Source organism: Haliscomenobacter sp., from assembly GCF_040403615.1.
In the GTDB taxonomy this organism is placed as follows: Bacteria; Bacteroidota; Bacteroidia; order Chitinophagales; family Saprospiraceae; genus Haliscomenobacter.
The window spans coordinates 33,473-58,045 of record NZ_JBBAKG010000017.1 but is presented as its reverse complement, the minus strand read 5'-3'; the positions used below and the strand labels follow the sequence as shown (position 1 = coordinate 58,045).

The 24,573-nt window shown below is 45.2% G+C and carries 22 protein-coding genes; 14 read left to right on the top strand and 8 right to left on the bottom strand.

Annotation, left to right across the window (positions count from 1 at the left end; genetic code table 11):
• Nucleotides 1-146: 146 nt before the first annotated feature.
• Entirely contained in the window at nt 147-1,667 is a 1,521-nt protein-coding gene (gene gltX / locus ABW391_RS07915; protein ID WP_353481309.1) for a glutamate--tRNA ligase, read from the bottom strand.
• 263 nt (nt 1,668-1,930) lie between these two features.
• Here gltX and ABW391_RS07910 point away from each other — a divergent pair, with 263 nt between their 5' ends.
• Nucleotides 1,931-2,584, top strand: coding sequence for a polysaccharide deacetylase family protein (locus tag ABW391_RS07910; protein WP_353481308.1), 654 nt, complete (start codon nt 1,931-1,933; stop codon nt 2,582-2,584).
• Between the two features lie 66 nt (nt 2,585-2,650).
• Here ABW391_RS07910 and ABW391_RS07905 read toward each other — a convergent pair whose 3' ends face one another.
• From ABW391_RS07905 to ABW391_RS07895, 3 genes are all read right to left on the bottom strand, one after another.
• Nucleotides 2,651-3,325 carry a metal-dependent transcriptional regulator gene (locus ABW391_RS07905; protein ID WP_353481307.1) on the bottom strand — a complete coding sequence of 225 codons (675 nt, stop codon included), beginning with the start codon at nt 3,323-3,325 and terminating at the stop codon, nt 2,651-2,653.
• A gap of 2 nt (nt 3,326-3,327) precedes the next feature.
• A complete protein-coding gene (locus ABW391_RS07900; RefSeq protein ID WP_353481306.1) occupies nt 3,328-4,020 on the bottom strand; it encodes a LytR/AlgR family response regulator transcription factor in 693 nt (230 codons plus the stop codon).
• Between the two features lie 494 nt (nt 4,021-4,514).
• Nucleotides 4,515-4,820 (bottom strand): hypothetical protein, encoded by a 306-nt coding sequence (locus tag ABW391_RS07895; RefSeq protein WP_353481305.1) that lies wholly within the window; start codon nt 4,818-4,820, stop codon nt 4,515-4,517.
• A gap of 353 nt (nt 4,821-5,173) precedes the next feature.
• On the opposite strand from ABW391_RS07895, the gene ABW391_RS07890 reads away from it, so the two are divergent.
• The gene (locus ABW391_RS07890; RefSeq protein ID WP_353481304.1) at nt 5,174-7,294 is read left to right on the top strand and encodes a carboxy terminal-processing peptidase; all 2,121 of its coding nucleotides are present in this window, start codon (nt 5,174-5,176) and stop codon (nt 7,292-7,294) included.
• A 61-nt stretch (nt 7,295-7,355) separates the two neighbouring features.
• Here the strand turns inward: ABW391_RS07890 and ABW391_RS07885 are convergent, their stop codons facing one another.
• Together ABW391_RS07885 and ABW391_RS07880 are read right to left on the bottom strand one after the other, a co-directional pair.
• The gene (locus ABW391_RS07885) at nt 7,356-7,649 is read right to left on the bottom strand and encodes a hypothetical protein (protein ID WP_353481303.1); all 294 of its coding nucleotides are present in this window, start codon (nt 7,647-7,649) and stop codon (nt 7,356-7,358) included.
• A 42-nt stretch (nt 7,650-7,691) separates the two neighbouring features.
• Complete coding sequence (locus ABW391_RS07880; RefSeq protein WP_353481302.1) at nt 7,692-8,486, bottom strand: TIGR00266 family protein; 795 nt, start codon at nt 8,484-8,486, stop codon at nt 7,692-7,694.
• 193 nt (nt 8,487-8,679) lie between these two features.
• Here ABW391_RS07880 and ABW391_RS07875 point away from each other — a divergent pair, with 193 nt between their 5' ends.
• The 6 genes from ABW391_RS07875 to ABW391_RS07850 all read left to right on the top strand — a co-directional run bounded on the left by ABW391_RS07875 (nt 8,680) and on the right by ABW391_RS07850 (nt 16,198).
• On the top strand, nt 8,680-10,743 hold the full coding sequence (locus tag ABW391_RS07875) for an alkaline phosphatase D family protein (RefSeq protein ID WP_353481301.1): 2,064 nt from the start codon (nt 8,680-8,682) through the stop codon (nt 10,741-10,743).
• 289 nt (nt 10,744-11,032) lie between these two features.
• Nucleotides 11,033-11,596, top strand: coding sequence for an RNA polymerase sigma factor (locus ABW391_RS07870; protein ID WP_353481300.1), 564 nt, complete (start codon nt 11,033-11,035; stop codon nt 11,594-11,596).
• A gap of 57 nt (nt 11,597-11,653) precedes the next feature.
• Complete coding sequence (locus ABW391_RS07865) at nt 11,654-12,208, top strand: hypothetical protein (protein ID WP_353481299.1); 555 nt, start codon at nt 11,654-11,656, stop codon at nt 12,206-12,208.
• Nucleotides 12,189-13,316, top strand: coding sequence for a hypothetical protein (locus tag ABW391_RS07860; protein WP_353481298.1), 1,128 nt, complete (start codon nt 12,189-12,191; stop codon nt 13,314-13,316). Before ABW391_RS07865 ends, ABW391_RS07860 begins: the two co-directional genes overlap by 20 nt.
• A 118-nt stretch (nt 13,317-13,434) precedes the next feature.
• Nucleotides 13,435-14,844, top strand: a complete 1,410-nt coding sequence (locus ABW391_RS07855; RefSeq protein ID WP_353481297.1) for an MBL fold metallo-hydrolase RNA specificity domain-containing protein — start codon at nt 13,435-13,437, stop codon at nt 14,842-14,844.
• Between the two features lie 244 nt (nt 14,845-15,088).
• Nucleotides 15,089-16,198 carry a T9SS type A sorting domain-containing protein gene (locus tag ABW391_RS07850; protein WP_353481296.1) on the top strand — a complete coding sequence of 370 codons (1,110 nt, stop codon included), beginning with the start codon at nt 15,089-15,091 and terminating at the stop codon, nt 16,196-16,198.
• A gap of 457 nt (nt 16,199-16,655) precedes the next feature.
• Here the strand turns inward: ABW391_RS07850 and ABW391_RS07845 are convergent, their stop codons facing one another.
• A complete protein-coding gene (locus tag ABW391_RS07845) occupies nt 16,656-17,858 on the bottom strand; it encodes a DUF58 domain-containing protein (protein ID WP_353481295.1) in 1,203 nt (400 codons plus the stop codon).
• 25 nt (nt 17,859-17,883) lie between these two features.
• Here ABW391_RS07845 and ABW391_RS07840 point away from each other — a divergent pair, with 25 nt between their 5' ends.
• The 6 genes from ABW391_RS07840 (at nt 17,884) to ABW391_RS07815 (ending at nt 23,129) form a co-directional block, all read left to right on the top strand.
• The gene (locus ABW391_RS07840) at nt 17,884-18,093 is read left to right on the top strand and encodes a hypothetical protein (protein WP_353481294.1); all 210 of its coding nucleotides are present in this window, start codon (nt 17,884-17,886) and stop codon (nt 18,091-18,093) included.
• A gap of 15 nt (nt 18,094-18,108) precedes the next feature.
• Nucleotides 18,109-19,206: an LptF/LptG family permease gene (locus ABW391_RS07835; RefSeq protein ID WP_353481293.1), complete on the top strand. Its 1,098-nt coding sequence runs from the start codon at nt 18,109-18,111 to the stop codon at nt 19,204-19,206.
• Nucleotides 19,207-19,557: 351 nt separating this feature from the next.
• Nucleotides 19,558-20,088, top strand: coding sequence for an RNA polymerase sigma factor (locus ABW391_RS07830; RefSeq protein ID WP_353481292.1), 531 nt, complete (start codon nt 19,558-19,560; stop codon nt 20,086-20,088).
• Nucleotides 20,089-20,253: 165 nt separating this feature from the next.
• Nucleotides 20,254-21,333 carry an A/G-specific adenine glycosylase gene (gene mutY / locus ABW391_RS07825; protein WP_353481291.1) on the top strand — a complete coding sequence of 360 codons (1,080 nt, stop codon included), beginning with the start codon at nt 20,254-20,256 and terminating at the stop codon, nt 21,331-21,333.
• Nucleotides 21,334-21,543: 210 nt separating this feature from the next.
• Nucleotides 21,544-22,602 (top strand): helix-turn-helix domain-containing protein, encoded by a 1,059-nt coding sequence (locus tag ABW391_RS07820; protein WP_353481290.1) that lies wholly within the window; start codon nt 21,544-21,546, stop codon nt 22,600-22,602.
• Entirely contained in the window at nt 22,599-23,129 is a 531-nt protein-coding gene (locus tag ABW391_RS07815) for a PIN domain-containing protein (protein ID WP_353481289.1), read from the top strand. The genes ABW391_RS07820 and ABW391_RS07815 overlap by 4 nt, the downstream gene beginning before the upstream one ends.
• 79 nt (nt 23,130-23,208) lie before the next feature.
• Here the strand turns inward: ABW391_RS07815 and ABW391_RS07810 are convergent, their stop codons facing one another.
• Nucleotides 23,209-24,459: a DUF8173 domain-containing protein gene (locus ABW391_RS07810; protein WP_353481288.1), complete on the bottom strand. Its 1,251-nt coding sequence runs from the start codon at nt 24,457-24,459 to the stop codon at nt 23,209-23,211.
• Nucleotides 24,460-24,573: the final 114 nt, after the last annotated feature.

Sequence of the window (24,573 nt, the reverse complement as noted above, 5' to 3'; positions counted from 1 at the left end):
GGATTTCTTCCTGTTCGAGGAAAAACAAATGACTTTCTGTTGGACAATGTACAATTGGTCCATGGGATGATGTGTTCGGTTTTTGGTCAATATTTTGATTTTTGTTTTGGGACAGGAGACAAGGCTCCTGCTCCAAAACAAACAATTTAATATACTTTATCAAATAAATCAAACGCTCTTTCCAGACGCCGGCGGCATTCAGCCTTGCCCAGGAGCGCCATCATGTCAAATACTGCGGGGCCTTTCATCGTACCCGTAAGTCCTACCCGTAGGATAGGCAATACATCCCCAAACTTCAATCCTGCAACACTTGTAAATGCTTCGACACAAGCCTGAACTGCTCCAGCATTGTAATCCGTCAACTGATCCAGTTGATCTACCAATGGAGTAAAGATAGCACGACTGCCATCGGTTTTCCACTTTTTGCGGATGGTTGCTTCATCAAAAACGGTAAAATCCTCAAAGAAGTACGCACCATTGGTCCAGAAATCGGGGAAAAGCACCACCCGCTCCTTCATCATGCCTGCAAAGCTGCATAAAAAAGCTTCAGTGGGCTGATGTCCTTGGGCTTCAATGAGCGGGCGAATGGTCTGTGCCAGCTCCTCATTACTGCTGGCCATGATGTATTGCTGATTGAACCACTTGGCTTTATCAAAATCAAACCGCGCTCCAGATTTTCCAATTTTTTCAACCGAAAAAGCTGCTGCGAGTTCATCCATGCTGAATATTTCTTGCTCGGTGCCAGGGTTCCAGCCCATGAAGGCCATAAAATTGACCATGGCGTGGGGATCAAAACCAAATTCCCGGAAGCCAACAAAGGAATCCTCTGGCGTTTCGCTCACCCAGGAAATTGGGAAAACCGGAATGCCCAGGCGAGACCCATCGCGTTTGCTCAGTTTCCCTTGTCCGTTGGGCTTGAGAATAAGCGGCAAGTGCGCAAAGCGGGGCATTTCTGCTTCCCAACCAAAAGCCCGGTACAACAACACGTGGTGGGCAGTACTAGGCAGCCATTCTTCGCCGCGAATGACGTGGGTGATTTTCATCAACCGATCGTCTAGTACGTTGGCCAGGTGATACGTAGGCATGCCATCTCCTTTGAGCATGACTTTGTCATCCAGCTCATTGCTTTGAAAAGACACCTCTCCGCGCACCAGGTCTTGAATCAATACGGTTTCGTTTTCGGGTACCTTGAGTCGAATCACATAGGCTTCTCCAGCAGCCAGGCGGCGAGTGACTTCCTCTGGGTTCAAACTCAAGCTATTCTTAAGCGATAGACGCGTTTTGCTATCGTATTTAAAGTTTTCATCGGCACTGCGTGCAGCATCCAATTCTTCCGGGGTGTCGAAGGCATAATAGCCCTGACCGGATTCAATCAACTGCATGGCATAATCCAGGTAGATTGCTTTGCGGTCAGACTGACGATAGGGGCCGTATTCTCCACCAAAACCGGGGCCTTCTACGGGGACAATACCCGCCCAGCGCAGTGATTCTATGATGTAGGCTTCTGCGCCAGGTACAAATCGAGTTTGATCGGTATCTTCAATGCGCAGAATGAAAGTGCCACCAAATTTTTTGGCCAGGAGATAGTTGTACAACGCGGTACGAATCCCTCCAATGTGCAGCGCTCCGGTAGGACTGGGCGCAAAACGAACGCGGATATTTTCCATGAAAAAAGGTCGATAGAATTATTTTCAAAAATTCTGAAAAAAAATACGCCTTTGAGCAGCCCATTTTCGATTTTTTGCGTTATACAGAAAACAGTGCTTGCGCATTTTAGACCAACAAAAGTACAAATTTAAGTGGGTCTGGTATGCAACATTCGAGGATTTCATTTGCGAGTTGCTCAGCGTGCTGTTTTTTTGTCGTTTTTTTTCCCATGAACAGTAGCGTTGCTGCAAAAAAATAGCGGCAACACTTAAAACTCAACACTATGTATTTGATCAAAACACCCCAGTTTATCCAAAACATGTTCCCCCATTTTACGTGGAGGATACCTACCAGTGAGAAACAAATTTTTCTCACTTTTGACGATGGCCCCATTCCAGAAGTCACCCCCTGGGTGCTGGATCAGTTGGAAAAGTACCAGGCCAAAGCCTCTTTTTTTTGTGTAGGTGACAACATTCGCAAGTATCCGGAAATTTTCCAACAAGTAAGAGATGCGGGTCATACCATCGGCAACCATACCATGAATCACCTCAATGGCTGGGTTACCGAAAATTTGACTTATTTCCACAACATCCGCCAAGGAGCAAGTCAGGCTAACACTTCATTGTTTCGGCCTCCTTATGGCCGCGTTACGCCCAAGCAAACTCAGTTTTTGCTGCGCCATTACCGGATTGTGATGTGGGATGTATTGAGTGGAGATTTTGATACCAACATTTCACCGGATCAAGTCCTCAAGAATGTGGTTCAAAATGTTGCTCCAGGATCGATTGTTGTGTTTCACGACAGCGTCAAATCTCAGGAGCGGCTTGAATATGCGTTACCTAAAGTTTTGGAGCATTTTACTGCCTTAGGGTATACTTTTGATGCATTGAATACCCATGAAATGGTTGAAAGTGAATTGATCTGCAAGCGAGCGTAGCTTGAAATCAAAATGGCAATGCTTGATTTATTACCATAAATAAGCCGTGGGGTTTGCTCTACGGCTTTATGTTTTATTCTGCTTTTGTACCAGCAAATGCTCACAGACTTTCCTCGACAACGTTTCTTCGTCTCCATTGGAGAGGCGCACTTTCATCGATTCATCGTATTCATGACAATCTAAAACGGACAAGGTGGCTCCCAATCCTAAATGAAGTCGATCCAGGTATTGCAGAAAGGCAGGGGAGTGGTCTTGCACCCCTACGACAATCACCCAATCGCCTGTTTTTGAATCGGAAAGCGGAGCCTGCTTTCGAAAAGTAAAATTGCCCTCGGCATCCGGAATGGGATCTCCATGGGGGTCAAATTTTGGAAAAGCCAAAAAAGTATCCAACCTTTTGACCAACTCTTCGGATTTGATGTGCTCCAGTTGCTCTGCAATATCGTGCACTTCATCCCAGGAAAAACGCAGTTTTTCTACCAAAAAAACCTCCCACAAGCGGTGTTTGCGAATGAGTTCGGTGGCGAGGCGCAAGCCTTCAGTGGTGAGGCTCACTCCGCGGCGACTCTCATACAGCACCAGGCTTTTTTCATTCAAGCGCTTGATCATGTCCGTTACCGAGGCTGCGCTGGTATTCAGATCTGCAGCAATGGCGTTGGTACTGGCTTTGGCGCCACTTTTTTCCGAAATTTTATAAATGGATTTGAGGTAATTCTCTTCCGTTTGAGAGATGTTGTCCATACTTATAGAAAATTGAGCCGATTCAGCAGCCCTTGTTTATGGCTCCTGCTAATGGGGATGACGGTCTCCGCAATGACCAAGGTATTTTCCTCGATGTCTTTAATCTTGTCCAGGTTGATGATGTAAGAACGGTGCACTTTTACAAATCGAGGATCGATCATTTTTGAGTCAATCCCTTTCATTGTACCATGAATAATGTGCCGCTTGCCATTGGCGGTTCGGATGGTAACGTAATCTCCCAGGTTCTCAAAAAACAAAATGTCATCCAAACTTATCCTCACCAACTTTCCCTCTTCGCGGATGTAAATGTCTTTGGCATCTTCTTTGTATTTTTGGATACGTCGTTCCGCATCCATTACTTTTTCCAGTGCCCGTTGAAAACGCAAAAAAGAAATGGGCTTTTTGAGGTAATCGATTACCTGATATTCAAATGCTTCGTAAGCATATTCTGTCCGAGAGGAAGTAATGATAATGTGCGGAAAACTAGTCAGGCGATCCATAAACTCGATGCCACTTAATCCAGGCATTTCGATATCCAAAAAGACAAGGTCAACCCGATCGTTGTTCAGAAAGGCCAGAGCAGACTCTGCCGAATCGAAACTGGCTACGATTTCGAGATTTTCGACACGCTTGCAAAGGTTTTCCATTGCAGTGCGGGCCATCAGGTCATCATCTACGATTAGACATTTGAGCATGGAATGAACAACTTGGTGTATCAAGGACGATTGAAGAATCGCGTGCTGTCTCAAAGATAACACTAAACGGTGGGATGATGTTAACGAAAAGTGTAATAATGTAAAAGGTAGGTACAAAAAAAAGTTGCCCACTTTAAACCGTCTCACCGGCTTGAAGTGGGGCAACCAAACTTCCTATTCCCAAAACCCTTGACAATACACACAGAAGTGTGTAAGTTGCCAAGAATATCTTTATGATTTGCAAGTCAACCTTGCGTACTAAATTTCTTTTAGATGATCACTTACTTTCATGTGATGGAACAAAGATAGCCTATCTATTAGCAAGTAATGTTTATTTTAGGTTTTTGGATGAATTTCTACGGCTTTTGGTAGAATAATTTATTTTTTTGGAAGTGTAAAGGCAACACTATCTTCAAGGGTGTAAATTCCACTATGCTAGATATTAATATTAATTTTTAGCATATTAAAAATATCTCTTCATAATACATTGGTAATTAACTAATGTCCCAAAAAGACCTGGGACGCCGCAACACCACCAAAGCAATTCTAATGGTATGGGTATAATAAATCAGGCTTAATGCCAGCAAAATCAGCCAGGCCAAAGGGTTGAAAAAATACAAGCCAAAAGGAAGTAAAACTCCCGTTGCCAAAAACAGCCCCAAGTAAACTCTTGCTGGTCGATAGGCATGCTTCAACCACAACTGAGCAATACTGAGAATTTGAACCAATACCAGGGCAATCAGCGTGATGATGGAACTTTGTTTAGATTCGGAAGAAAAAACCAAGATTAGGGTAAGCAATAGAAAGGATTGTGCAAATAAATCTAACTTCATGCGTACTCGAGAGACCATAGCTTTTCGGAATTGATTGGTACAAAGGTAAGAAAAAAAAGCGTATTTTCAATATTTTTTGAAAATATTGAAAATTAATTTTTGCAACTACTTTTGATCAATCAGCGTTAAAATAATGGAAGCAATGAAACTTTGAAGAATTCGGGTTGAGAATGCAATGCCCCTGATTTTTAACTTTCTTCGTAACTTTCGCTGATAATTTCCCAAAGTTGTTATTTATTCGTTAATTATTTGGCGCGTAACCCATGGAACAAAACCAATTCGTTAAAAAGACAAACGTTCAATCGTTAAAAGCGGTGATTATGAAGTTTAGAGGACCAATATTTCTATCGGTAGTGTTAGCCGGTTTTCTCCTGGTTGCCTTTTATCCACGCAGGGCAGCAGTGAGTGCAGAAAAAGATGCCGTGTTGATGAAGTTAATCGTCTCTTTTTTGAACGAGCTTCATTTCGATCCAAAAACCATGGACGACAGCTTTTCCGAAAAATTTTACAAATTATACCTGGAGTCTCTTGATCCCAGCAAACGGTTTTTTACGCAGGATGACGTCAAAAAACTGGACACTTATCGCCTTAAATTGGACGATGAGGTGAACAGTGGCAACTCCACTTTTTTTGACCTTTCGATTGGCTTGATGGAAAAATCAATGCTCAAAACTCAGGGGTATTACCGTGAGATTTTGGCTCAACCTTTCGATTTTAGTGTCACAGAAGCATATGAAACCGATCCGGAAAAACGCTCATTCGCCAAAAGCGATGCCGAACTCAAAGAAATGTGGCACAAAATGCTCAAATACGAGACTTTGGCGCGCATCATGGACAAAGAGGAAGGCTTAAAATCTGCCAAACCCGGAGAAACCGCCGCACCAAGCACTCCCGACAGCATCGAAGCCGGAGCCCGTAAAGCATTGCTCAAGAGTTATGACGACTGGTACAGCCGTTTGAGTAAAACCAAGCGCAACGACAGATTGAGTCTTTACCTCAATTGCTTTACGCACCTTTATGATCCACATACAGATTTTCTGGAACCTGCCGACAAGCAAGACTTTGATTTGAATATCTCTGGTCGCCTGGAAGGAATTGGTGCTCGCCTGCAAAACGTAGGGGATTTTACCAAAGTTTCCGAAGTGGTGGTCGGAGGGCCTGCCTGGAAAGGCAAGGAATTACAAGAAAATGATTTCATCCTCAAAGCTGCCCAAGGTGACGACGGCGAATGGGTTGATTTCACAGGCATGCTGACCAATGAAGTAGTGACGCATATCCGGGGCAAGAAAGGTACCAAAGTGCGCCTGATGATCAAAAAAGTAGACGGCAGCACCAAAGAAATCAGCATCATCAGAGATGTAGTGGAATTTGAAGAAAGCTATGTCAAATCGCTGATTCTGGATGGCGCTACACCTGAAGAAAAGGTAGGATACGTTTATTTGCCCAAGTTTTATGCCGATTTCCAACGCTCAGATGGCCGCTTTTGCGCACCCGACGTTGCCAAGGAATTGGAAAAACTCAAGGGCGAAAATGTCAAAGGGGTGATCATCGACTTGCGCAACAATGGCGGTGGATCATTGAACGATGTGGTGAAAATGTCGGGTTTTTTCATCGAAAGTGGCCCGATAGTACAGGTGAAGAGTCGCACTGATCAGCCCGAAATCAATTACGACCGCAACCCGGCAGTACAATACGGTGGCCCACTGGTCATCATGGTCAACTCTTTCTCGGCCTCGGCCTCTGAAATTATGGCAGCAGCCTTGCAGGATTATGGTCGTGCCGTGATTGTGGGCAGTAAATCCACCTACGGGAAAGGAACAGTACAACGGGTATTCAACCTCGATCAGGCCATCAGCGGGTACGATCAGTTCAAGCCATTGGGCGATATCAAAATTACCCTCCAGAAGTTTTACCGCATCAATGGCGGTTCTACCCAATTGCGTGGAGTCACGCCTGACATCGTTTTGCCGGATACTTACCATTACCTGCCCGTTGGTGAGCGCGAAGAGGATTATCCGCTGAATTGGACTGAAATTCCAGCCGCAACCTATAGCCAGAATGCGTTCAAAATCAAAAACCTGGAAGAGCTGAAGCGTCGCAGCAAAGCGCGACTGGAGCAAGATCCTGGTTTCCAAAAAATATTGGGTCATGCGAAGTACATCGAAGCAGAGCGCAAAAACTCTTCGGTGATGCTCAATATCGATCAATTCCGCAAGGATGAAACAGCTGAGGAAAAGCTTTCCAACGATTTCCGCAATGCCTTCAAGGATGTGATCAACAAAGGGGCCCGTAACATTGCCCTGGACGCCAAGAAAATGGAATCTAGCCCGGATAACGAAAAGACTTTAGCCAGAAACAAAGACTTCATTGATGGGGTTTCCAAAGATGTTTACATCCGTGAAACCCTGCGCATTATGCACGATTTGATTGCGCAGAATTAGCACTCATCAATCGAGATAAAAAAAGGCGAAGCAGCAATGGATATTGGTTGCTTCCCTTTTTTTATAGAAAGATAAAAAAAACGATGATGACAACCCAAATCAACCAAAAAAGGGCCACAATGAGGTTGCGTTTTTTTCGCAAGCGCTCGCAATAAGGGTCTTCTTCTGGTTTTAGGTAAGGTACGGGTAAAAAACTTTCCCCGCCGGTTGTCCAAATCGAACCCAGGGTATCCTGAAAAAAATTGCGGTATTTTTCCTTTTGCTTTCGTTTGTCCAGACGCACTGAAAGGTGCCCCATAAAAACCATCAGGGCAATAATGAAAAGCAGTATTAAGATTCGAACGATGATTAGCATGTTCAAAAATACGACTTAGGAGCGATCATCAGTACTTAATCATCAATTGCCGTCCAACAAATTGCCAAGAGTACCTAAAATGCTTCCTTCATCCTTGCCGCCTTTGCCATAATGGCGAGAAGCTTGCAGTACCCGATCAGCCAGTCGGCTAAAGGGCAGCGATTGAATCCAGACAGTACCGGGACCTTCCAAACGGGCAAAGAAAATGCCCTCGCCGCCGAAAATCATGTTGCGAACCCCGCGCACCATTTCGATGTCGTAGTCAATATCCCGGGTAAAAGCCACTAGGCAACCTGTATCAATTTTTAGCACTTCGCCCAGTTCCAGTTTTTTCTCAATGATGCTGCCCCCTGCGTGTACAAAGGCCATGCCATCGCCTTCCAGTTTTTGCATGATGAAGCCTTCTCCACCAAAAAAACCACGGCCTAATTTCTGAGAAAACTCAATGCCTACGGCAACACCTTTGGCGGCGCACAGGAAAGCATCTTTTTGGCAGATGATTTTACCTTCCAATGTGCTCAAATCCAGGGGAATAATTTTTCCGGGATAAGGCGCAGCAAAAGAAACGCGTTTTTTGCCGGCTGCGGCGTGGGTATAGGCGGTCATGAACAAGCTTTCACCAGTGATCAGGCGCTTGCCTGCCGAAAGCAACTTGCCCCACAGCCCTGAAGTGTCAGATTGACTCCCGTCACCGAAAATTGTGGCCATCTCAATGCCATCGTCCATCATCATGAAGCTACCAGCTTCCGCGATGACGGTTTCCATCGGGTCGAGTTCAATTTCCACAAACTGCATCTCTTCGCCATGGATGTGGTAGTCAATTTCATGTGCGCTCATAAATAGATTTTTGGATTTTGGTTAATGTTCCTAAAAATAGGCAACTTGTCGATAGTCTTCACCATGTTTTAGACTTTAATTCCATTTGGATAGACTTAAATGCGACATCTGTGTACAGAATTAACCATGCATTTATATTTAGTTCATTCTTCTCGCCTTCCTTTGAGGAAATGATACAAAAACAACCATTCCAATGAAATCACCTTTCCTTGCAATTTTATTTTGCTTTGCTATCAGCGTAGCCTTTGGGCAAAATAACCAGAACCCATTTCACGGTGCCACCGTTCAAAACCGGCTGGATTTGACCACCGCCAATCCCCAATGGGCGCCGTTTTTTCATGGCGTAGCCAGTGGAGATCCCCTGGAAGATCGCGTCATCATTTGGACGCGGGTTACCCCTGAGTCACCCGAACGAGGCCCAATTGAAGTGCGCTGGCGGGTAGCAACCGACCCTGAACTAAAAAACGCAGTACGCAACGGTAGCTTTACCACCAACGTAGCGCGTGATTTCACCGTAAAGATCGATGTGACAGGCTTGCAGGCAGGCACTACCTATTATTATGGATTTACAGCGCTGGGCCGCAATTCGCTTACCGGCAAAACCAAAACAACCCCAACCGCTGATCAAAACCGCCACTTGAAATTTGGCGTAGTTACCTGCTCCAACTACCAGGCGGGTTACTTCAATGTATACCAGCGTTTGGCCGAGCGCCGCGACCTTGATGCCATCATTCACCTCGGTGATTACATCTACGAATACGCCCAAGGAGGTTATGGAGATACAACCATTGCCAAAACCCGCATGCTTGAGCCCAAAACCGAAATTTTATCCTTGGCAGATTACCGCACCCGTTATTCTTTGTACCGTTTGGATACCAGCTTGATTCGTGTTCATCAGCAGCATCCGTTCATCACCGTATGGGACGACCACGAAAGCGCCAATGATTCGTACAAAGACGGTGCCGAAAACCACCAGACCAACGAAGGAGATTGGAATGCGCGCAAAGCCATTTCCAAGCAGGTTTATTTTGAATGGATGCCGATTCGCGACAACGCTCAGTTTTCCGTTTACCGCAAAATCTCTTACGGAAACCTGTTGGATCTGTTGATGTTGGATACTCGCCTTGAAGGCCGCGAACTGCAATTGGCCAGCATCAGCAACCCTGCACTTCAAGATACTACCCGCACCATTTTGGGCGCAGCCCAAAAAGCCTGGTTGCTCAAAGAATTGTCTACCTCCAAAGCCCGCTGGAAAGTAATCGGACAGCAGGTGATGTTTGCAGAATTCAACGTGGGTTGGGCTGCCTTTGGCCTCAACAATCCGGCGTTCACCTTTGAAAGCCTGGAAGGCCTGTTTCTCGATATCTGGGACGGATATCCAGCTGAGCGCGCACAGATTTTGCGCCACCTCAAAAACAATAAAATCAACAACGTAGTGATGCTGACTGGAGATTTCCATTGTTCTTTTGCGTACGATGTACCTGAAAAGCCCAATAACCTTACCATTCTTGATTTACCCGGTATTGGCAAATTGCCGAACTACACGGCCAACCCTGGTTACAATCCAGCTACCGGACAAGGTTCTTTGGCGGTTGAATTCATGACTCCAAGTATCACTTCCGCCAACTTTGACGAAAACCTAGGCAGCCGTCCCACTGCACTGGCCTTACAAAAGCAAATGAATACGCCAATTGTGCCTTTTCCTGGCGCCAATCTCGGGATTCCCAATCCACACTTGAAATTTGTAGATCTGGTAGAAAATGGCCACTTTATCCTCGACATCAAGGCGGATAGCGTACAAGCCAATTACTATTTCAGCGATGTGTTGAAGCCAAACAAAACCGAACGTTTTGTAGAAGCTTGGTACAGCCGCAATGGTGAAAACCGCCTCCGTAAAGCCAGCGCGGCCAGTGCGGCCAAAACCGTTTTGGATGCACCTGCACCACTCAATCCCCCGGTAGCTACTTCCTTGCGGAATGCTAAGTTGAAGACATCTTCCTTTAGCTTGTTGGGTTTGTACCCCAATCCATTTCAGCAAACGAATACCTTACACTATTCGCTCTCCGAAACTGCCCAATTGAACATCAGTTTGTACAGTGCCGATGGAAAATTGGTCAAGGTAATTCGCAACGATAAAGCGGCTCCCGGCGTTTATACCAATGAGCTGAATGGCAGCCAGTTGCCCGCTGGAAACTACTTTTACAAAATCACCATCAACCAGGAAGTGCTGAGCGCAAAAGTGGTAATCGAGAAATAAACCACCGATTTTTGGGTTGAAAATGAAAAAGTTTGGGCAGAAGAACATTTCCGTCCAAACTTTTTTATTTTACGTGCAACCCTTTTTAACACTTGTTGTCCTTGGAAGTAAATAGACCCGTTGAGAGGAAACCTGGCCTTAAGTATGACGCAAAAAATTACTTCCCAATTTTTTTAGAGGGTTTTGAAAAGGAAGCTCACTTGAAATGAAACGTTCGACTTCCTATTCAAAACCCAAAATCGGGAAGTTAATTTTTCTGCGTTGCTTAACAACCTATAAGATTGTAAAATTGGATTACGTTAACACACACCGCGAACTGGTAGAGAAGTGTAAACGAGGCGACCGACAGTCGCAGTTCGAGTTGTATCGTCTTTATTCCAAGTCGATGTACAACATTTGTTTGCGGATGGTGAAAGACGAATTCGAGGCGGAAGACATTCTACAAAATGCTTTCCTGGATGTGTTCACCAAGCTGAATACCTTCAAATTTGAATCGGCAGTAGGGGCCTGGATCAAGCGGATTGTGGTCAACAATTGCATCAACGCGCTCAAAAAAAGGCGCCTGCAATTCAGTGAGTTGGAAGACAAACACGGCAACATTAAATCCGATGATCACCTGGACGCCAGCGCAGAAGGGATGAGCGTTGAAGCCATAAAAAGTGCGCTGTTTGAATTGCCCGACGGCTACCGGGTGGTTTTTTCCCTCTACATGCTGGAGGGATACGACCATCAGGAAATTGGGGAAATCCTCGGCATCAGCGAGGCAACTTCAAAATCACAATACAGTCGGGCAAAACAGCGGCTAAGAGATATTTTGACCCAACAAAACCAACGGAGGGCGTTGGGGTTTTAAGTTTTGTGTATTGATTGTTAGTTTGTTGAGTTTTTGTGTTTCAAATTTGTTTTTATCATGCAACGAGATGTAATTGAAAATTTTGTTTTGGACAACCGCGAAGCATTTGATGACGCGATTCCCAGTTTGAAGGTGTGGGCCGATATTGACCGGAAGTTAAATAAACGTTCGAGCAGTAGCCCCCTCACCGTACAGCGGTTTTTTAAGTTGGCAGCAGCAGTGGCAGCCATTCTGGTCGTTGGTGGTATTGGTGGCAGCATGTTCACCCGTTGGCAACAGTCCGATCCTGTCGCCATCATCGAGCAAGTGAATCCCGAATACCCTGAGTTGGAGCAGTACTATCGGCAGCAAATCAGCACCAAGGTTCAGCAGTTGGCCCGTTTTGAGCCAAATGGAAGTTTCATGGCCGACATGAAAAAAATGGATCAGGTAATGGCCGAGCTGAAGGAAGAACTCTGCGTAGCCCCCAAAGGCCAGGAAGAGGAAATCATTGCGACCATGATTCAAACTTATCAAACCAAAGTCGCCATTCTGGAGCGGGTATTGGAGCAAATGCGGTCGTCCAAACCGCAACCCAAAAAAACCACGAGCAATGAGGAAGTCAGTTTATGATTGGAAGCAAGCCCTCTCGATGATGATGCTATTCAGTGTAATCGCCTGTTCTTTGTGCAGTTTTACAACTTCAGGCGAATTTACCAAAACCATCAAAAGAGAGTTTGACATTTCCGCCAACGGAACCACTTACTTGAGCAACAAGTACGGAAAAATCGAGGTGAAAACCTGGGACAAAAATCGCGTAAAAATCGCCGTCACCATCGTGGTGAAAGAAGGCACGGAAGAGGATGCCCAGAAAGTTTTCAACTCCATCAGTGTCAATTTTTCCGATGGTGCTGATTACGTAAAGGCCGAAACGGCAATCGAAACCATTCGGCGTTCCTGGATTTGGGACAACGATAAAGCCGACTACAAAATCAACTACGAAGTATACGTTCCTGCCACGATCAACCTGCAAGTAGACCAACGCTATGGAGATGTTTACCTGGCATCGGTGAGTGGCAAAACCAAACTCACGGTAAAATACGGCAATTTCAAAACTGAATCGGTAGGAAATGGCTCCAACTTTGAATTGGCCTACGGCAATGGCACCATCGGCCAGGCTGAAGATGCCTACATTGGACTGAGCTATTCAAAATTAACCGTCAGCGATGCCAACGACCTCACCGTCAATAGTGCCTATTCAGGTTTGAACGCGCCCAAACTGAATTCACTGACCACCACCGCCAAATACGACAATTACAACCTGGGCAATGTAAAAAACCTGAAAGCTACGGGTATGTACAGCAAGTTTGCAGCCACCAACGCTGGAAGCGTCAACATCAGCGGCCAATACAACTCGGTTTCGATGGGCGATATTTCCAAGAGCCTGGATCTCGATCTGAATTATGGCAGTTGCAATGTATCGTTTTCCAAAGGATTGACCAATGCCACGGTGAAAGCCAACTATACGGATGTAATCCTCAAAGTACTGCCTGATCTTTGTTGCTATCAACTGGATGCCGCTGCCAATTATGCTGGAGTACGTTATCCACAAGCCATGGATGTGACTTATGAAGTACAAAAACCTACTTCACACGTCGTAAAGGGACATGTTGGCAAAGGCGATTCCCCAATGATTAAGGCCAATGTCAATTACGGAGGAATCAAGCTGATTGCGAATTAATTCTGTTCCATACCTATAATTTTAATTATGCCATTTTAGCAAGACATAGTTCTGCTGGAATGGCATTTTTATTTTACATTAGACCTGGAATTAATCACCCTAAACGAAATCAGCTCTAATGAAAATAAAATTCTGCGGTGCAGACCGGGAAGTAACCGGAAGTTGCCATTTGATTACCCTGGAAGATGGATTCAAAATCCTCCTGGACTGCGGCCTATATCAAGGAGCCGACAAAAACCTCGAAGATTTCAACGCAAAGTGGCTTTTTGATCCAGCAGAAATCAACTGCCTGATCCTGTCACATGCCCACATCGACCATGCAGGGCGGATTCCCAAACTGGTAAAAGACGGTTTTCGAGGATCCATTCATGCAACCCACGCCACTCGCGACTTGAGCGGACTGATGCTCATGGACAGCGCCATGATCCAGGAACGCGAAGTTGAATACAAGCAACAACAGTCAAAGAAGAACAAAAATTTTGACGATATCGCCTTTGAAGAGCCGATTTATACCCGGGCAGATGTACGCACCACGATGGAGCTTTTCGTTTCTTATTCGTATGAAAAAAAATTCAAGGTTCATCCCAATGTAGAAGTGATGCTTAGGGACGCAGGCCACATTCTGGGCAGCGCCAACGTAAGCCTGAGCATAGCAGAAAATGGCCACACCATCCATTTGGGCTTTAGTGGCGATGTTGGTCGCCCTCACCGACCCATTCTGCGCGATCCACAACCCATGCCAGCAATGGACTACGTCATTTGTGAGTCTACTTACGGTGATCGCACCCATGATGAAGCTCCAGAAGAAACCGATCGCCTTTTGCAAATTATTCGCCATACTTGCGTGGAGAAAAGGGGCAAGCTGCTCATACCCGCATTCAGTGTGGGCCGTACCCAGGAGATCGTGTACATTCTTGACAAACTGGCCAATGAAGGTAAGCTCCCGAGAATTCCGGTTTATGTAGACAGTCCGTTGTCCATCAATGCCACGGCGATTTTCGGTTCCCATCCCGAGTGTTTTGACGAAGAACTGTCGGATTATCTTACCATTGATGAAAACCCCTTTGGATTCAATGGCCTGAATTACATCCGCCAAACCGAAGACTCCAAAAAACTCAATGTTTCCGAAGAACCTTGCATCATCATCGCTTCTTCAGGGATGGGCAATGTAGGCCGCATCAAACACCACTTGTACCACGGCATCGACAACCCCAAGAATACAGTGCTGATTGTGGGTTACGCCACCCCCAATACTCCGGCAGGTCGATTAAGGAATGGTGCCAAAGAACTGAGACTTTTTGGCGATTTTAAACCCGTAAAAGCGGACGTTGAAGTTATGGATTCCTTTTCTGCACATGCGGACAAACTGGAATTGGTGGAGTTTTTGCGCAATCAGCGTGAAAGCGCCAAAAAGATTTTCCTGGTGCACGGGGATTACGACACCCAAAAATCATTCAGTGCGCTATTGCTCAGTGTGGGGTTTGCTGCCGTAGAAATCCCGGAACTGGGCCAAGAAGTAACGCTTTGAGCAGCACCTTTAACAGCCGACACTTGAACAGCCTTGGTTCCAGTGCAGTTCGCTTGATAGGGGCTTAGGTTTTTTGTATAAAATTTTTAAAATCAATACCTTGTAATTTTAAATGCTCATTTAGTGTGCCTTTTTGACCAATCTTGATCGCCAGGGTTAGACTTGATTCAGCCCTGGCGATTGTTTATGTTTGCGTCAGTTTTGTTCTTCACCCACATTTTTTTCAATTCAAAACATAATGGAAATGAAAACATGTTGGTGCGCAATGTGCGCGCTCTGGGTGGGCTTTGCGCTGAATGGACAATCCTTGGCAGAATGGTCGTTTGAAAATGTTACCTCCGCCATCGCTTCAATACCGATTCGGGCCTCTTACACTGCACCTTCTTGCAGTGGGGCAGATGCTTACCAATCTGGCGGCAACAACATAGGTACTCCAGCGGTTTGTTCGGGTCAAAATACTTGGGCCACCAATTTTTGGTCTACTTCGGATACCTATTCTGATGGAGAATATTTGGAATTCACCCTCACTGCCAAAACCACGGATTTGCTGATTTCCGACTTCAGTTTTTCGTCCAGCCTGTCTTCTTCATCCGGACCTCAAAGTTTTGCGGTCTCCTATTATACCTCGGTTGGGGATTTTGGACTGTTGACTTATGGGGGGTTCGGTGCGGGCGGATGCAGCGGTGATGGGGTTGGATTGGGAATAGTTTTGCCTAAGGGAGCGAGCATAGGGCTGCGCATTCATCCATACGGGCAAGATCCAGCTGCTATGGCCGCAACGTTGAGGATTGACAATGTTCAAATTTCGGGATCGCGGTTTTTACCCATCACACTGGTTGATTTTAGTGCCACTGAAAAAGCCAACCAAACCGTATCCTTGCAGTGGGAGACGGCAACCGAAACCAACGTGGAATATACCTCCATTGAAAGAAGCGCGGATGGCATGATTTTCCAAGAGATTGGCCGCCTCAGTGGTCAAGGGGATAGCTTTCAAGCCCGACATTATCAATTCCTGGACTCTGCGCCCCGGTTTGGCTGCAATTACTACCGCTTAAAAATTGTAGATCTGGATGGTACAGTGGCTTGGTCGGCAATCCAGGCCGTTTGTTTCGATCAGGTTACTTCATTTCCTGCCAAAGTGTATCCCAATCCTACCAACGACAAACTTCATCTGATTTTACCCTTCGATTTGGATCAGGTTGATTTGATCTTACTGGACTTTAGGGGAAAGAATTGGCCAGTCCGAAGGAACGGAAACCAACTTGACCTGGCGGGAATGCCCGAAGGCATGTACATCCTCCAATGGAAGTCGCAAAATTCAACGGGTGCAATAAAGGTTAAAAAGAGCTTATAATCAATTTATTGCAAGTGCATCTAATAAAAATATAATTATTTTTTCTTAATTCGTCGGTCTGGCATCCTTTTTGGTTTAATAGTAGAGACAAAAACATTCTGCAACCAACCCAAAACGAATGTGACGAACCAAAAGCAAAATCACTACACCCAGGATTTGCGCCTCTGGCTGGCAATCCTGTCTCTCGCATTGTTGGGGGGCAGCATATTCCTCACCTAGAAGAGTAAGGAACGGAAATAAAATAAAGTAAACACTTGACTAGCTCTTTTTTGATTTTGCTGCGTTGCTCGTCAGTTGCGTAGTACACTATGCGCCTTCCTCGCGCCTTGCCAAATCAAAAAATAGCTCAGCCAACTCGTTTACTTTATTTCGTTTCCGTTCCTAAGGAATAATGCTGAGAGATAAAAGATGAGAATTGGGCCAGAATTGAAGTGGGGTCATTTCTCATCTTTCGTCTCTAAATCAAGCCTCTTGCTTTTAGTTCCAAATACTTGTTGATGGTGTTGATGGATAGGTCTTCAGGCCGGGTAAGTACGGATTGAATGCCGTATTGTCTTAGGGTAAGTACCATTTGTGCTTTTTCGCTCAGGTACTTACGTGCCATGGTTTGTTGGTAAATCCCTTCCAGATCAGCCGCATCGCGTTCTGCGAATTCGCGGATTTCGGTATTGTCAAAAAACACCACGACCAACAGATGCCGCCGATTGATACGCCGCAAAATGGGCAGTGCCCGCTCCAACGCAAAAGCACTTTCAAAATTGGTAAACAGCAGGATCAAACTCCGCCCGTTGATGAGTTTGCTGCTGATGTGAAACAGCAATTCATAATTCGCCTCCAGCGCTCGTTCCTTCTCATTGTACAAGGCATTCATGATGAAATTCAATTGGGTTGGGCGGTTGTCCGCCTTGATGGTAGCCCCAATTTTATCCGAATAGGTAATCAATCCTGCTTTATCATATTTCTTGATGATGATGTTTGAGATGGCCAGAGTAGCGTTGATGGCATAATCCACCAAACTCAAGCCCTTGAAAGGCATTTTCATGACGCGGCTTTTGTCGATCAGGCAATAGACTTGTTGGGCGCGTTCATCTTCAAACTGGTTGACCATCAGGCCATCTCTGCGGCTGCTGGCTTTCCAGTTGATGCTGCGAAAATCATCTCCAGCCACATAATTTTTGATTTGTTCAAATTCGTAGCTGTGGCCGATGCGTCTAATGCGTTTGATGCCTTCCCGGGTAGTAATGCGTTCAAAGGCCCGCATTTCCATCTGTTTCATGTGGATAATCGAAGGATATACCGCCACTCGCATGGGGCTTTCATTGATTTTGATGCGCCGTTCGATCAGGCCAAAAAAGCCGGAAATGTAGCAATTGGTTGCGCCAAAAATGTATTCTCCGCGTTCGAGGGGTCTCAGTTCATAACGTACAGAGGACAATTCGCCAGCTTGCAAAGTGATTTTTTTCGAAAAATCCCGTATCTGAAACTGAACCGGAAGTTCGTCGATGATGATTACTTTCAGCAGCAGGTTGGAGTCATTACCCAGATCGAGGTAAATTGGATTTTCATCGCCCAAACTCAGCATGCGGGGCAAACGCCGGGTACCGCTCAGCGTAACCGAAGCTTGAAAAAGCAGCATCCAATCTGCTAATACGATTGCCATGAAAATGAACAACAAAAATTGAGCAATGGGAAAAAGGAAAGGCAAAGCAAAGCCCAATGCCATTACCAGAATCAAGGCACCGCAAGCCAAAAAGAACCGTGAGGATAAAAATGTTGAATTCACCGGGAAACGTTTCGTTATGAACGACGATTTTACAACTTTTTTGTCGTTTCCCCAAAAAAACAATGTACACAATGTAGGTTTGGGTACTCCTTTAAATAAACTACTTTTGTAATTCAATTTTTAAGGCATGAATAGCTACGTAAAGATTCTGGATTGGTACATCATCAAAAAGTTTTTGGCGACCTTCTTTTTTACCATACTCATTTTTTTGATGATTGCCGTGATCCTGGATTTCAGTGAAAAAGTGGAGAAATTTATTGAGGAACCTATTTCGAATGCCGAAATCATCCTGCAATACTACCCCAGTTTTATGCTCTGGATCGGTGGGCAATTGTGGTCGGTGTGTACTTTGATTGCGGTGATTTTTTTTACATCTCGTATGGCTTACAGCTCTGAAATCATCTCGATCTTTAATGCAGGAGTCAGTTTTAACCGCCTGATGCGTTCCTATTTTTTTGGCGCTGGTTTTTTAACCCTGCTTTACCTCGTCTGTACCCACTTCATTATGCCCATTGGGGAGAAATACCGCCAGGATATTACCCATAAATACATCGACAAAACGGACGATAAAGGAAAAACGGCCAACATCCATCTCTTTGTAGCTCCAGGAACGAAGGTTTTCATCGGCTTTTACAGCAAAAGTGACAGTACAGCCCGCGATTTTCGGATCGAACATTTTGAAGGACAGGAACTGGTAAGCTATACCAAAGCAGATCGGGCAGAATGGATGCCGGAAACCAAAAAATGGAGACTTTGGGATTACAGCACACACACATTCAAAGGCTTGAAAGAAGCATTGAAAATGCACACAGCAGAATCAATAGATACAACCTTGAGTTTATTTCCTGAAGATTTTGTAGACTACACCAGCCAACAAAGCATGATGACGACTCCTCGCTTGATGAAATACATTCAGCAACAAAATGAGCGAGGCGCCAGCAACACCCGCAAGTACCTATTTGAACTGTATCGCCGTACCGCTGATCCAGCTACCATTTTCATTCTGACCTTTATCGGGATGGCCATTGCTTCCCGCAAAGTACGCGGTGGCTTTGGTTTTCATCTGGCTTTAGGAATCGGAATTGGAGCCATTTTCGTTTTTTTGTCCAAATTTACCAACGTATTTGCCCTGGGACAAACCATCCCGGTGTGGTTGGGTGCCTGGTTGCCGAATATTGTTTTCTCTTTCGTTGCATTAAGATTAATCCAAACTGCACAAAAGTAGATATTTCACATCCGTCGAATACAACGTTAAACAAAAAACCCTTTCTGGACGTCCAGAAAGGGTTTTTTGTTTAACGTTGTATTAATATTCAAGGAGTATGAAATCAAAAATTCTGGAATTCAGACTTATCTTTCATTTTGTTCTGAAAATAAAATAGAAGGCTGGTTTTTTAGATTTATTCATAAATATCTAAAGGTCAATTTTTTATAAATTTATTTTTAAAAGTTTAAAAATAAAAACACCCGAAAAGCTAAAAAAAGGTCTTTAATTTTGCATTTTGTTTAACTATTGCCTAATTTTGATTCAACGAAAAACATTGGGCCTTTCCAAGGTTAAACAAAATCAGTAAGCATGTCTCAAGCAACAGAATTCCATACCCAGCTAGATAAAATGTCCGTTTTGCTCCACTCCTTTGCATTCAACCTGACCAAGAATGCCGAAGACGCCAAAGACCTTTATCAGGAGACGGCTTATCGGGCCATGACCAATATGGATAAATTTCGCCCAGGCACCAATTTCAAAGCGTGGTTGTTTACCATTATGAAGAACATCTTTATCAACAACTACCGCAAAAAGGCCAAGGCAAACACCATTGTTGATTCAACCGACAATCTATATTACATCAACTCTTCGGTCAATACGATTTCCAATCGTGCAGAATCCAGTATTATGATGAAAGAACTCGTTAGCTTGGTGGAGCAGTTGGACGACAGCATTAGAGTTCCCTTCCTCATGCACTACCAGGGATACAAATACCAGGAGATTGCCGATTACTTGGATCTGCCACTCGGTACCGTGAAGAGCCGTATCTTTTTTGCCCGCAAAGAACTTAAAGACTTGATTGGCAAACGGTATAAAGATACCACAATGGATTACGACTAACCACCCCGAAGGCTATATTTGAGAATGCTTGCTCTATTCTTTGCGTCAAACTTAGGCTTTCACACGCATTTATTTTTCTTTGAAATCACCCGATACTTCCCTCTTTATTCTACAGATGGTTAACTTTGGCGGTGGAGATTTCTCTTCAGTGTCTAATTTTTTTCAATGAACAAAGAGCGTTTTTTTCAACGCAGTTTAATGGCCTGGTACAAGCCAAGCGATCGCCCTTTGCCCTGGAAGTCGATCCAGAATCCCTACCACATCTGGCTCTCCGAAATTATTTTACAGCAAACCCGCGTGGAGCAAGGCATGAATTATTATTTGCGTTTTGTAGAGGCCTATCCATGCATTCAAGACCTGGCTGCTGCCCCCGATGATGAGGTGATGAAACGGTGGGAAGGCTTGGGGTATTATTCCCGAGCCCGCAATCTACTGGCAGCAGCGCGTTATGTAGCCAATGAGCTGAATGGCGTATTCCCGGAATCTTACGAAGGCATTTTGGCGATGAAAGGTGTAGGTTCTTACACCGCCGCTGCTATTGCTTCTTTTGCCTTTAATTTGCCACATGCAGTATTGGATGGCAATGTATTCCGGGTGTTGGCGCGCTTTTTTGGCATCAGTACTCCGCAGGACAGTACAACGGGTAAAAAACAATTTAGTCAGTTGGCCGATTCGCTTCTTGATCAGGAAGTACCAGGTTTGTACAACCAGGCCATTATGGATTTCGGGGCCACGGTTTGCTTGCCCCGCAACCCCAAGTGCCAGCAGTGCCCAATGATAGATCAGTGCGTAGCCTTCAATGAAAAACGGATTGCAGAACTTCCGGTAAAGTCAAAAAAGATAGTCAAAACCACCCGCTTTTTTCACTACCTGATCCTCAATCACCAAGAGCAGGTCTATGTTCAAAAGCGGGAAGGAAAAGACATTTGGCAAGACCTTTACCAGTTCCCACTGCTAGAAACAGCATCGCTGGAAATGGAATGGCCTGATTTACACCAAAGAATTCAGGAAAATTGGATGGGGTTGAAACTGTCTACTCTCCGCGCAGGCACCCAGGTTTTTCAACAAATCTTGACCCACCAGGTTGTCAATGTGCGGTTTTGGGAACTTGAACTCAGTGCCATCGAATCAAATCTGCCCGAAAACTGGATACAAATCCGCCGCGAAGAACTTGGTTTGTATGCTTTTCCGAGGGTAATTGACCGGTATTTGAAAGACGACACCTTGTATCTAAACCTGCTGTAAGCATCTTTTCAGCGCCATCTGATGTGCTCCCGTCTCCTCTTTGTGCTCTACACCAATACGATCTAGTCCATCACCTACGCAACATTTTGTAATTTTTTTCTTGAAATTGGTTGACAAATTTAATTTTTTTTGTAATTTTGTCAACAAGATTCTGAATTGTAAATACCACAGCAGGTTTATTGAATTTATCCAAGGGGAAAGGAAAAAACGATGGAAAATCTATTTGGTCAACGGCTTACGAGTGCCCGAAAAATGGCAGGATTGTCGCTAAAAGACTTAGCCGACAAAATGGAGAATGCCGTAACCCGGCAGGCGCTCAACAAGTATGAGAAAGGAGAAATGCTGCCAGGCAGCACCGTATTGATCCGTATGGCCAACGCTTTGAGTGTAACAGTAGATTTTTTCTTTTCAGAACCAGAGGTGAAAATTGACCTGCAAGGGATTGAGTTTCGCAAAAAAATATCCCGACTCAGCAAAACCGCAGAAGTGGCGGTAATCGAAAAAGCCCGCGCTTTTTTGGAACGCTACCTGGAATTGGAAAATCTGCTGAATATCCCCTTGCATCTCAGCGATTTTCAGTACGCAGTACCTGTATCCAATGCTCCGGATGCACAAATTGCGGCAGAATCCTTGCGCAAGCAATGGAACCTGGGCTCAGACCCCATTCCCAGCGTGATCGAAATGTTGGAAGACCACGGCTTCAAAGTTTTGGAAATTGATGCCAATGATGCCTTTGATGGCCTCAAAGCCCTGGTGCAAGGACACAAGGTGATTGTGCTCAACAAAAAGCACAATGCAGTGCGCAAGCGTTTCACGGCTTTGCATGAGCTGGCCCACCATAGCCTGCCTTTTGATACCCGATTGGAAGAAAAAGATGTAGAGCGGCTTTGCCATACTTTTGCCTCAGCGGTGCTTTATCCCGCCGAAATTGCACGTACGGAAATGGCACAAGAGCGGTTTCATTTCTTTTTGCAAGAATTGGAATTGATCAAGGAGCGTTGGGGAATTTCCATTGCGGCATTGTTTCCGAGGGCTCTGCACCTGGGCATCATCAATGCCAATACTTACCGCAGACTCAATACCAATTACCGGGTGAAAGGCTACCACCGCAATGAACCTGGAGATTTTGGGGGGCGTGAGCGCCCTCGGCGCTTCATCCAATTGCTGTATCGGGCAATAGGGCAAGAAGTCATTTCGATCAATCATGCCGCTCATCTGGCAGAGATGAACCTGGGCGAATTTCGGGACAAACTTGAGCAATTGGCATGAAAGACCTCATCATCACCGATACAAACGTATTCATTGACCTGATCAAAGCCGGGGCTTTGGAATACTTCATGCAACTGGAATACCGGATACTGACAACCGGGTTTGTGGTCAACGAGATCAATCATCCCGAACAAATGGCCACCTTGAATCGGTTCTTGACATCCGAGGGGGTCGAAATCATCGATTTCAGTGGCGAAGAGATGCTGCACATCCTCCGCTTTCACACCCGCCGCAACTTGAAGCGCCTTACCGATAAATCCGTGCTTTTCCTGGCGGTACAACGCCAATGCCCACTGCTTAGTGGCGACGGCGATCTGCGCAAAGAAGCGCAGGACAATGGCCTGACCGTATTTGGTTCGTTATGGGTCATCAAAGAATTGGTAGAACAGGCCATTTGTACTCCCCAAATTGGCATCACCCTGCTCAAGAGGCTAGAGCGCTGCAATCCTCGCTTGCCAAAGAAGAAAATGGAAGAGTTGATTGCTCAGCTGGAAGGTTGTATGATTGGCTCTACATCCAATCAATAAAAAAGCCTAAAGCAAAGATTATCTTTACTTTAGGCTTTAATGATGCGTTCAGAATTTAATTCGGGACAACTGGATTCAATTACACAAAATCCTCTCCATCCTTATGATCTTCGTCGTCTGACTTCGCAGCAGCAGTAGCTTCAACATCAATCTTCTTGCGGATGATCATGTAGATGTATCCGAAGGCAACGGCGGCAGCAATGAAGGACAATAGCGAGCCAAAAACAGGAATTTTGGAGGCCAAACGTAAGCCCAGGAAGATGCCCACGGCAACGAGGGTTACACCGCCTTTTGTCCAATTTTGATCTTTCAGCTTCCGCCACTCATAAGCAGCAATAACAGAGGGTAATGCAGTAGACATGCTCAGCATGATGCCATAGGCACCCATACCAACGACGCCCACAGGAATACCGATGATTGTGATGAAAGCGATACCTGAAAGGATCGGGACACCAAACAACAGCAACATACCCAAGCCAAAGGCTGGCCCAGCATTTTTGCTGGCCTGACCAGCATAGCGTGTAAACAATTTATCTCCAAAGGCGATCAACAACAAGGTCATCAACAGGCCACTGAATACCTGAAAGAAACCAACCCCGCGCTTTACCTTCTGGGAAAGATCTCCCGCTTTGTATTCCCAATCCAGCCAATCGGGCTTGAGAGAGGAATCATACGTTGCTTTTGCACCAGAAGCCAATTTGCCATCAAAGCTGGGGCTGTGCTGTTTGGTCCAGTATTTTACATTGCCGCCAAAAAAGGCATGGCTACTCAAAATGAGTTTTTGTGCAGCCAATTCACATTCGCCATTGATGCGACCGTTTATTTCGAGGAAACTTGATTTGGCTTCAATGCCGCCTTCTACATTGCCATTGAGGAAGAATTTGCCTCCGGCGATGAACACTCTGCCTTTTACATCCCCAAATAGGTTGACTTCACCCCCCACGATGATCAAATCACCGCCAATCGTAACCCCTTTGTCGATGCTGATTTTGCCACCGGTGATGGTTAAATCGCCTTTGATGTTTTGCGTAATGCGAACTTCGCCGCCCATTAAGCGTACATCCCCTTCGCTTTGACCGTCGAAGCTGATTTTGCCACCCGTTAGCAATACATCTTGCTGGGTAATGCCATTGATGCGGATTTCACCACCAGCAGCCACCAAGTCTCCAGCGACATTGGCATTCACATTTACTTCGCCCGCAGCGATATAAATGTTGTTGGGTGAATCGGTGGAAAGCGTTACTTTGTTTCCTGTTTTTACATCTGAAGCTTCTGCGTTGCCAAGATTGAACAAGAAGAAGCCAATGAGAAGTATGCCTGCTTTTTTCATTTCTCAAAAATTAAGTCGGTGATTGCGAACAAGAATTTTATTTGTTCGGTCAAATTGTTACCAAATCGTTAAGCTGTCCATTTTTTTCTCTGGAAAGCAAGATTTTATCGACAG

What these genes read in the sequence shown, in the direction of transcription:
- gltX (WP_353481309.1), bottom strand. Translation starts at nt 1,667, where the DNA reads ATGGAAAATATCCGCGTTCGTTTTGCGCCCAGTCCTACCGGAGCGCTG.
- ABW391_RS07910 (WP_353481308.1), top strand. Translation starts at nt 1,931, where the DNA reads ATGTATTTGATCAAAACACCCCAGTTTATCCAAAACATGTTCCCCCAT.
- ABW391_RS07905 (WP_353481307.1), bottom strand. Translation starts at nt 3,325, where the DNA reads ATGGACAACATCTCTCAAACGGAAGAGAATTACCTCAAATCCATTTAT.
- ABW391_RS07900 (WP_353481306.1), bottom strand. Translation starts at nt 4,020, where the DNA reads ATGCTCAAATGTCTAATCGTAGATGATGACCTGATGGCCCGCACTGCA.
- ABW391_RS07890 (WP_353481304.1), top strand. Translation starts at nt 5,174, where the DNA reads ATGAAGTTTAGAGGACCAATATTTCTATCGGTAGTGTTAGCCGGTTTT.
- ABW391_RS07885 (WP_353481303.1), bottom strand. Translation starts at nt 7,649, where the DNA reads ATGCTAATCATCGTTCGAATCTTAATACTGCTTTTCATTATTGCCCTG.
- ABW391_RS07880 (WP_353481302.1), bottom strand. Translation starts at nt 8,486, where the DNA reads ATGAGCGCACATGAAATTGACTACCACATCCATGGCGAAGAGATGCAG.
- ABW391_RS07875 (WP_353481301.1), top strand. Translation starts at nt 8,680, where the DNA reads ATGAAATCACCTTTCCTTGCAATTTTATTTTGCTTTGCTATCAGCGTA.
- ABW391_RS07865 (WP_353481299.1), top strand. Translation starts at nt 11,654, where the DNA reads ATGCAACGAGATGTAATTGAAAATTTTGTTTTGGACAACCGCGAAGCA.
- ABW391_RS07860 (WP_353481298.1), top strand. Translation starts at nt 12,189, where the DNA reads ATGAGGAAGTCAGTTTATGATTGGAAGCAAGCCCTCTCGATGATGATG.
- ABW391_RS07855 (WP_353481297.1), top strand. Translation starts at nt 13,435, where the DNA reads ATGAAAATAAAATTCTGCGGTGCAGACCGGGAAGTAACCGGAAGTTGC.
- ABW391_RS07850 (WP_353481296.1), top strand. Translation starts at nt 15,089, where the DNA reads ATGAAAACATGTTGGTGCGCAATGTGCGCGCTCTGGGTGGGCTTTGCG.
- ABW391_RS07845 (WP_353481295.1), bottom strand. Translation starts at nt 17,858, where the DNA reads ATGGCAATCGTATTAGCAGATTGGATGCTGCTTTTTCAAGCTTCGGTT.
- ABW391_RS07840 (WP_353481294.1), top strand. Translation starts at nt 17,884, where the DNA reads ATGGGAAAAAGGAAAGGCAAAGCAAAGCCCAATGCCATTACCAGAATC.
- ABW391_RS07835 (WP_353481293.1), top strand. Translation starts at nt 18,109, where the DNA reads ATGAATAGCTACGTAAAGATTCTGGATTGGTACATCATCAAAAAGTTT.
- ABW391_RS07830 (WP_353481292.1), top strand. Translation starts at nt 19,558, where the DNA reads ATGTCTCAAGCAACAGAATTCCATACCCAGCTAGATAAAATGTCCGTT.
- mutY (WP_353481291.1), top strand. Translation starts at nt 20,254, where the DNA reads ATGAACAAAGAGCGTTTTTTTCAACGCAGTTTAATGGCCTGGTACAAG.
- ABW391_RS07820 (WP_353481290.1), top strand. Translation starts at nt 21,544, where the DNA reads ATGGAAAATCTATTTGGTCAACGGCTTACGAGTGCCCGAAAAATGGCA.
- ABW391_RS07815 (WP_353481289.1), top strand. Translation starts at nt 22,599, where the DNA reads ATGAAAGACCTCATCATCACCGATACAAACGTATTCATTGACCTGATC.
- ABW391_RS07810 (WP_353481288.1), bottom strand. Translation starts at nt 24,459, where the DNA reads ATGAAAAAAGCAGGCATACTTCTCATTGGCTTCTTCTTGTTCAATCTT.